A 7,596-nucleotide genomic window follows, 5' to 3' on the forward strand; every position below is an offset into this window, starting at 1 on the left:
ACGGTTCCTGGCAAGGCGCGCCGACGAGGCGTAGCGGGGACTACGGCGAGGAGGCGCAACGCCGCCAGGGGCCGTCAGGGCCGCGACAATCGTAACGTTATTTGCGGGACAGGACACTAGCACCGAAGCACAAAGATATACCCCGGGGTTTGCCGGGGAGCCGTTCGCCGGAACCAAGGACAACGCCATGCGCCGCACCGTCGCCATTTTGCTGCTGAGCCTGCTTATCACCGCCTGCGGGCAGAGGGGGGATCTGCAGCTCCCCGACGAGGACGACAACGCCCTTAAAGGCCCACCGGCGCCCGCCCCAGCCGCCCAGGCGCGACCCGCATGAACCCATTCGTTTACCGCAACGGCACCCTCCACGCCGAGGATGTGCCCCTGGAACGTGTTGCCCGCGAGTATGGCACGCCCGCCTACGTCTATTCCCGGGCCGCGCTGGAGGGCGCCTGGCGGGCCTATGATCAGGCCTTCGCGGATATCGACCATCTGGTCTGCTACGCGGTGAAGGCCAACAGCAACCTGGCCGTGCTCGATGTGCTCGCGCGGCTGGGCTCCGGATTCGACATCGTTTCCGGGGGAGAACTCGAGCGGGTGCTTGCCGCCGGCGCCGAGCCGGCCCGCGTGGTCTTCTCCGGGGTCGGCAAGAGCCGCTACGAGATGGCCCAGGCCCTCAACGCCGGGGTGGGTTGCTTCAATGTGGAATCCGAGCCCGAACTCGAGCGCCTGAATCACGTGGCCAGCCGCCTGGGCCAGCGCGCGCGGGTCTCCCTGCGCGTGAATCCGGACGTGGACGCCGGTACTCACCCCTACATTTCCACCGGACTCAAGGAGAACAAGTTCGGCATCGGCATTGAAACCGCAGAAGCGCTCTACCGTCGGCATCGCAGCCTCCCGCAGCTGGATTTCGTGGGCGTGGATTTCCATATCGGCTCCCAGCTCACCCGCACGGCACCCTTCGAGGATGCCCTGGAGCGGGTCCTGGCGCTCATCGACCGCTTGCGGGACACCGAGCTGCAGCTGGAACATATCGACATCGGCGGCGGTCTGGGCGTGCGTTATCGCGATGAGACACCACCCGAGCCGGTGGCCTACGCGCGGGCCATGCTGCCCCGGTTGCGCGAGCGCGGGCTCACGGTGTATCTGGAGCCCGGGCGCTCCATTGCCGCCAACGCCGGTGTGCTGCTGACCCGGGTGGAATACCTGAAGCCAACGCCGGAGCGGAACTTCGCCATCGTCGACGCCGCGATGAACGACCTGCTGCGCCCGGCGCTGTATAATGCGTGGCAGGACATTGGGCCGGTACGCCCCCGGCAGGACCGCGAGCCCGTGCTCTACGATGTCGTCGGCCCGGTGTGCGAGACGGGGGACTTCCTGGGCAAGGAGCGGACATTGGTCCTGGCCACGGACGACCTGTTAGCCGTCCATTCCGCCGGCGCTTACGGGTTTGCGATGAGTTCGAACTACAACACCCGCGCACGCCCCCCGGAGCTGATGGTGGACGGTGACCGCGTGCACCTGGTACGGCGCCGGGAAACCGTCGAGGATCAGCTGGCACCGGAGCGGCGGCTGCCATGACACTCCGGTTCACTAAAATGCACGGCCTGGGCAACGACTTCGTGGTCATCGACGCCATTCGCCAGTCCGTGTCCTTGAGCCCCAACGCGATTCGATTCCTCGCGGACCGCCGTCACGGTGTGGGCTGTGACCAGGTGCTGCTTGCCGCGCCGGCCACGCAGCCTGGCATGGATTTCCGCTACCGGATCTTCAACGCCGACGGCCGTGAAGTGGAGCAATGCGGCAACGGCGTGCGCTGTCTCGCGCGCTTTCTGCTGGACGAGGGGCTAACAACCCGGGACCAGCTCACCATCGAAACCTTGGGCGGGCCCACGGAAGTCAGTATGGAGCCCGACCGGCGTGTCACGGTCAACATGGGGCCACCGCGTCTGGACCCGCTGGTGATCCCGTTTCGGGCCGCCCATCGCGCGACGACTTATCCACTGACTGTGGAGGGCGAGACGCTCATCATCGCCGCCGTGTCCATCGGTAATCCCCACGCCGTGCTGCTGGTGGAGGATGTGGACGCCGCGCCCGTGGCTCGTCTTGGCCCGGCGATCGAGACGCATGCCGACTTTCCGGCCCATGTCAATGCCGGCTTTCTGCAGATCGTCAACCGGGGTCACGTGCGCCTGCGCGTCCACGAGCGCGGCGCGGGCGAGACCCTCGCCTGTGGCACCGGCGCCTGCGCGGCCGCCGTGGCAGGGCGTCTGCAGGGGCTACTGGACGAGACCGTTGCCGTGGACCTCCCCGGCGGACGCCTCGAGATTCAGTGGCCCGGCGAGGGGGAGGCGGTGTGGATGACCGGGCCCGCCACCAGTGTCTTCCGGGGAGACCTCGCGCTGCCCCGGGACGATGACGCTTCCGACCAGGTCGGATAGACTGCCAGCTATTGGCTTACACGGACCCGGTCGCCACCGGGCACATCACTGGAGGATGGCCGATGACCAGCCAAAACAGCGCGGGACTCGATGACACGCTTCCCGAAGAGGCCGTGGCCGCGTATCTGCAGCGGGACCCGGAGTTTTTCATGCGCCACCCGGCGCTGGCCACGGGATTGCGGATTCGCCACGAGTGCGGCGAGGCGACGTCGCTGATCACCTACCAAATGAATCGGCTACGGCACGATAACCGACAACTGCAACATCGCCTGGATGAGATGCTCCAGGTCGCGCGTGACAACGACCGGCTCGCCGAGCGCCTCCACCGGATCACCCTGGAGCTCATGGACAGCCAGGATCTGGACGGCCTGTTGCTGAACCTCAAAGCCGGGCTGCAGAATCAGTTCCGGCCGGACTTGGTGGCGATCGCGCTGTTTCCGCTGGACGGGGAACGGGGCGGGCAGGAGATTCTCGCGCCGGAGGAGCGCCCGGCGTTCGCCGCGTTCCTGCAAACGGGCCAACCGCGCCTGGGGCAGCTGGACGCCGAGCAGGGCCGGCTCCTGTTCGGCGACGCCGCCGAGCACCTGGGCTCTGCCGCCGTGGTCCCCATCAGCGATAACCATCAGGTGACAGGCATCCTGGCGGTGGGCAGCTTCGAAGCCGAGCGCTTCAATCCCAGCCAGGGCACTGTATTCCTGCGCCAGCTGGGCCAGCTGGCTGGGCGCGCCCTGCGTGCGTACCGCACCCCGGCGACGCCATGACACCCGAGGCGCTGTATTGCCTGGAGCGCTTCGACGGCCATCTGGGCAATGAGCGGCGCCTTGCCGACCTGACCCGCCAGCATTACCGGCGGGATCTGCAGGCGCTGGTGGACTGGTGCGACACCCACGCGCTCACCCACTGGGGTGCGCTTGACAGCCACCACATCCGTCAATTTGTCGCCCACGGCCATCGCCGAGGCCTCGCCGGGCGTTCCCTGCAGCGGCGCCTGGCCGCCCTGCGCACGTTCTTCCGCTACCTGGTCCGCGAGGGGCTATTGAGCAGCGACCCGGCCGCTGACGTCCCCGCGCCCAAGACCGGCAAACGGCTGCCTCGCACATTGGACGCAGACGCCGTGGCACGGTTGCTCGACGGCCTGGACCCGGGCGATGATCCGTTGCTGATCCGCGACCTGGCGTTGTTCGAGCTGCTCTACTCCAGCGGGCTGCGACTCGGCGAGGCCGCGAGCCTGGACCTCGACGGCCTCGATCTGAACGAGGGCGCAGTGCGGGTCACCGGCAAAGGCGCGCGCACGCGGATCCTGCCCGTCGGCCGGCGTGCCCGTGAGCGCCTGGGCCAGTGGCTGTGCCAACGCAGACAGCTGGCAGCACCGGCACAGCAGGCGCTGTTCGTCAGCCAGCGCGGCGGACGTCTCGCACGGCGCAGTATCGAGGATCGCCTGACACGGCTGGCGGCCGGGGTGCTCGGGCAGCCGGTGTCTCCGCACATGCTGCGCCACTCCTTTGCCAGTCACTTGCTGGAATCCAGCGGCGACCTGCGCGCCGTGCAGGAGCTGCTTGGGCACGCCAACATCGGTACCACCCAGGTCTATACCCACCTCGACTTCCAGCATCTCGCCGAGGTCTACGACGCCGCGCACCCGCGGGCGCGCAAGCGCGGCCCTGGTCGCGGAACGGACTGACCGACACGGTCGTTGGGGCTGCCCCCTTTAAAAGCCAGTGCGTACACCCCATCACCCCACGGTGACCAACGAGGCGCTTGCCCACTACAATGGCAGCGTTCCAGCCACGCACATCGGAGCAGTCACGTGGAACAGTTCACAGGTACAACGATCCTCGCAGTCCGGCGCAATGGCCGGGTTGCCCTTGGGGGTGACGGTCAGGTCTCCCTCGGGAACACGGTCATGAAGGGGAACGCGCGCAAGGTGCGCCGGCTCTACCACAACGACGTGATCGCCGGTTTCGCCGGCGGCACCGCGGATGCCTTCACCCTCTTCGAGCGCTTCGAGGGGCAGCTCGAGAAGCACCGGGGCAACCTTGCCCGTGCGGCCGTGGAGCTGGCCAAGGACTGGCGCTCGGATCGCGCCCTGCGTCGGCTCGAAGCACTACTGGTGGTGGCAGATAAACAACTCACCCTGATGATCTCCGGCAATGGGGACGTCATTGAACCGGAGCGCGATCTCATCAGCATCGGCTCCGGCGGGCCTTATGCCCAGTCGGCGGCCACGGCGCTCATGGACAACACCGATTTGAGCGCCCGCGAGATCACTGAGAAGTCGCTGAACATCGCTGCGGATATCTGCGTCTATACCAACCGGCACCTGACCATCGAGGAACTGCCCGGCGGCAACAACCCCACTGTGGAGGCCTGAATCAGCCATGTCCGAGATGACACCCCGGGAAATCGTCCAGGAACTGGACCGCCACATCATTGGCCAGGGTAACGCCAAACGCGCCGTCGCCGTCGCCCTGCGCAACCGCTGGCGGCGCATGCAGCTTGACGAAACCCTGCGCGCCGAGGTCACACCGAAGAATATCCTCATGATCGGCCCCACGGGCGTAGGCAAAACCGAAATCGCCCGGCGCCTGGCGAAGCTCGCGCGGGCACCCTTCGTGAAGGTCGAGGCCACCAAGTTCACGGAAGTCGGCTATGTGGGTCGGGACGTGGAGTCCATCGTCCGGGACCTGGTGGATAGTGCCATCAAGATGACCCGCGAAGAAGCCATGGAACGGGTCCAGTACCGCGCCGAGGAAGCGGCCGAAGAGCGCCTGCTGGACATCCTGCTGCCACGGGCGAGCACCCATGACGCCAGGGATGGCCACGACGAGGCGACGCGCACCAAGATGCGCAACAAGCTACGCTTCGGCGACCTGGACGACCGCGAGGTGGAAGTCGACGTCTCGACCGCTCCCTCGGGAGTAGAAATCATGGCTCCGCCGGGCATGGAGGAGATGACCAACCAGCTGCAGAGCATGTTCCAGAACTTAAGCGGTCAACGCTCCCAGAAGCGCACCATGAAGATCCGTGACGCGCGCAAGGTCCTCCAGGAGGAAGAGGCCGCGAAGCTGGTCAACGAGGAAGAGATCAAGCTCACCGCCGTGGAGCGGGTGGAACAAAACGGCATCGTCTTCCTGGACGAATTGGACAAGGTCGCCAAGCGCGCTGAAGGCGGCCAGGGCGGTGACGTCTCCCGCGAAGGCGTGCAGCGCGACCTGCTGCCGCTGGTGGAAGGCAGCACCGTGTCCACAAAGTACGGCATGGTGCGCACGGACCACATCCTGTTCATCGCCTCTGGCGCGTTTCACCTGTCCAAGCCTTCGGACCTGATCCCCGAACTCCAGGGCCGACTGCCCATCCGCGTGGAACTGGATGCCCTGCAGGTGGACGACTTCGTGCGCATCCTCACCGAACCCAGCGCCTCGCTCACAGAGCAGTACACTGCGCTGATCAAGACCGAGGGCTGCGAACTGTCGTTCACGAAAGACGGCATCGATCGCATTGCCCAGGTGGCCTGGGAGGTGAACGAGCGCACTGAAAACATCGGCGCCCGGCGCCTGCACACGGTCATGGAACGCCTCCTGGAGGACGTCTCCTATCACGCGCCAGACCGTAGCCGGGACACCATCACCGTTGACGCTGCCTATGTGGACGAGCACCTCAAGGAGCTGGCCATGGACGAAGATCTGAGTCGGTACATCCTGTGAGCGCATTGCGCTTACAGGATGTGTCAGGATCCGCAGCCCAACACTGCACATTGCGCTGTGCGACGGGAGGCCCCTTATGCCCACGCCCACCGAACTGAACCTCCGCCAGGCATCGAAGGTCCTGGACGTCTGCTTCGATGACGGCAGCCAGTTCGCGCTGTCGTGTGAATACCTCCGGGTGCAATCGCCCTCCGCCGAGGTGAAAGGGCACGGCCCCGGGCAGGCCGTGCTGCAGGTGAACAAAGAGGACGTCAACATCACCCGCATCGACCCTGTCGGCAACTACGCCGTGCGGCTGTACTTCGACGATGGCCACCACACCGGCCTATACACCTGGGATTACCTCTACGAGCTGGGCGTCCACCAGGACGACTACTGGCAGCAGTATCTGGATGCCCTGGCCGCAGCAGGCTACCAGCGGCGCACTGAAGGCAGCACCGATCCGTAACACCACCGTTGCACAATGGATTAGGGGCTTGGCCTGCCCTGGCCCCTAATCCGGGACTAGTGTCCTGCAATCGCCTCGGGTGTTACCGTTGGCAGCGACCAGCTGCCGCCCTGACGCATGGAACAGTACCCGTGACCAACAACGCCCGTGACGACGACACCATCGACTTTGGCTACCAGCGCGTCCCGCGGGATGAAAAAGCGCGCCGTGTAGGCGAGGTGTTCAGCTCAGTCGCCGGCCGCTACGACCTCATGAACGACCTGATGTCGGCCGGCCTCCACCGCTTGTGGAAACGCCAGACCGTCGCCATGGCCCACCTTCGGCCCGGGCAATGTGTCCTCGACCTCGCGGCCGGCACTGGCGACCTGACGCAACTCATGGCGCCAAAAGTCGGCCGGCACGGGCAGGTTGTCATGACCGACATCAACGAGACCATGCTGGCAGAAGGCCGCTCGCGGATGATCGACGCCGGGCTTGTGAGCACCATCGACTATGCCCGCGTAAACGCCGAAGCCCTGCCATTTCCCGCAGCCAGCTTCGACCGCGTGACGATTGCCTTCGGCCTGCGCAACGTCACCGACAAGGCCAAGGCCCTTGCCGAAATGCGCCGCGTCCTGCGCCCGGGCGGCTTCGTGCTGGTGCTCGAGTTCTCGCACCTCTACATCAAACCCCTGCAGCCCCTGTACGATACATATTCGTTCCAGGTGCTGCCGCGCATGGGCCGGGCAATCGCCGGAGATGCGGAGAGCTACCGATACCTGGCCGAATCCATACGCATGCACCCGGACCAGGCCGCGCTGCGCGACTTGATGCGCGACGCTGGCCTGGAGGACTGCGACTACACCAATCTCAGCGGCGGCATCGTGGCCATTCACCGGGGTTACCGGTACTAGTGTCCTGTCCCGCAAATAACGTTACGATTGTCGCGGCCCTGACGGCCCCTGGCGGCGTTGCGCCTCCTCGCCGTAGTCCCCGCTACGCCTCGTCGGCGCGCCTTGCCAGGAAC

Annotated in this window: 9 protein-coding genes; all 9 read left to right on the forward strand. The window is 66.0% G+C overall.

Going from position 1 to position 7,596, the window contains the following annotated elements:
- Positions 1 to 187: 187 nt before the first annotated feature.
- The 9 genes from QZT63_RS13195 (at position 188) to QZT63_RS13235 (ending at position 7,483) form a co-directional block, all read left to right on the forward strand.
- Positions 188 to 334, forward strand: a complete 147-nt coding sequence (locus QZT63_RS13195) for a lipoprotein (protein WP_290651904.1) — start codon at positions 188 to 190, stop codon at positions 332 to 334.
- Positions 331 to 1,578, forward strand: a complete 1,248-nt coding sequence (gene lysA, locus QZT63_RS13200; RefSeq protein ID WP_290651905.1) for a diaminopimelate decarboxylase — start codon at positions 331 to 333, stop codon at positions 1,576 to 1,578. Before QZT63_RS13195 ends, lysA begins: the two co-directional genes overlap by 4 nt.
- A complete protein-coding gene (dapF, locus tag QZT63_RS13205; RefSeq protein WP_290651906.1) occupies positions 1,575 to 2,438 on the forward strand; it encodes a diaminopimelate epimerase in 864 nt (287 codons plus the stop codon). The genes lysA and dapF overlap by 4 nt, the downstream gene beginning before the upstream one ends.
- A 62-nt stretch (positions 2,439 to 2,500) precedes the next feature.
- Entirely contained in the window at positions 2,501 to 3,199 is a 699-nt protein-coding gene (locus QZT63_RS13210; protein ID WP_290651907.1) for a DUF484 family protein, read from the forward strand.
- Positions 3,196 to 4,119, forward strand: a complete 924-nt coding sequence (xerC, locus tag QZT63_RS13215) for a tyrosine recombinase XerC (protein ID WP_290651908.1) — start codon at positions 3,196 to 3,198, stop codon at positions 4,117 to 4,119. Before QZT63_RS13210 ends, xerC begins: the two co-directional genes overlap by 4 nt.
- A gap of 126 nt (positions 4,120 to 4,245) precedes the next feature.
- On the forward strand, positions 4,246 to 4,809 hold the full coding sequence (gene hslV / locus QZT63_RS13220; RefSeq protein WP_290651909.1) for an ATP-dependent protease subunit HslV: 564 nt from the start codon (positions 4,246 to 4,248) through the stop codon (positions 4,807 to 4,809).
- Between the two features lie 7 nt (positions 4,810 to 4,816).
- Complete coding sequence (hslU, locus tag QZT63_RS13225; protein ID WP_290651911.1) at positions 4,817 to 6,142, forward strand: ATP-dependent protease ATPase subunit HslU; 1,326 nt, start codon at positions 4,817 to 4,819, stop codon at positions 6,140 to 6,142.
- A 76-nt stretch (positions 6,143 to 6,218) separates the two neighbouring features.
- Positions 6,219 to 6,590, forward strand: coding sequence for a DUF971 domain-containing protein (locus QZT63_RS13230; RefSeq protein ID WP_290651913.1), 372 nt, complete (start codon positions 6,219 to 6,221; stop codon positions 6,588 to 6,590).
- 131 nt (positions 6,591 to 6,721) lie between these two features.
- Entirely contained in the window at positions 6,722 to 7,483 is a 762-nt protein-coding gene (locus tag QZT63_RS13235; protein WP_290651915.1) for a class I SAM-dependent methyltransferase, read from the forward strand.
- Positions 7,484 to 7,596: the final 113 nt, after the last annotated feature.

It is taken from the genome of Aquisalimonas sp. (assembly GCF_007120195.1).
Lineage (GTDB): Bacteria > Pseudomonadota > Gammaproteobacteria > Nitrococcales > Aquisalimonadaceae > Aquisalimonas.

Coding starts and splice junctions, on each gene's coding strand:
- hslU (WP_290651911.1), top strand. CDS start 4,817: ATGTCCGAGATGACACCCCGGGAAATCGTCCAGGAACTGGACCGCCAC.
- QZT63_RS13195 (WP_290651904.1), top strand. CDS start 188: ATGCGCCGCACCGTCGCCATTTTGCTGCTGAGCCTGCTTATCACCGCC.
- xerC (WP_290651908.1), top strand. CDS start 3,196: ATGACACCCGAGGCGCTGTATTGCCTGGAGCGCTTCGACGGCCATCTG.
- QZT63_RS13230 (WP_290651913.1), top strand. CDS start 6,219: ATGCCCACGCCCACCGAACTGAACCTCCGCCAGGCATCGAAGGTCCTG.
- QZT63_RS13210 (WP_290651907.1), top strand. CDS start 2,501: ATGACCAGCCAAAACAGCGCGGGACTCGATGACACGCTTCCCGAAGAG.
- lysA (WP_290651905.1), top strand. CDS start 331: ATGAACCCATTCGTTTACCGCAACGGCACCCTCCACGCCGAGGATGTG.
- dapF (WP_290651906.1), top strand. CDS start 1,575: ATGACACTCCGGTTCACTAAAATGCACGGCCTGGGCAACGACTTCGTG.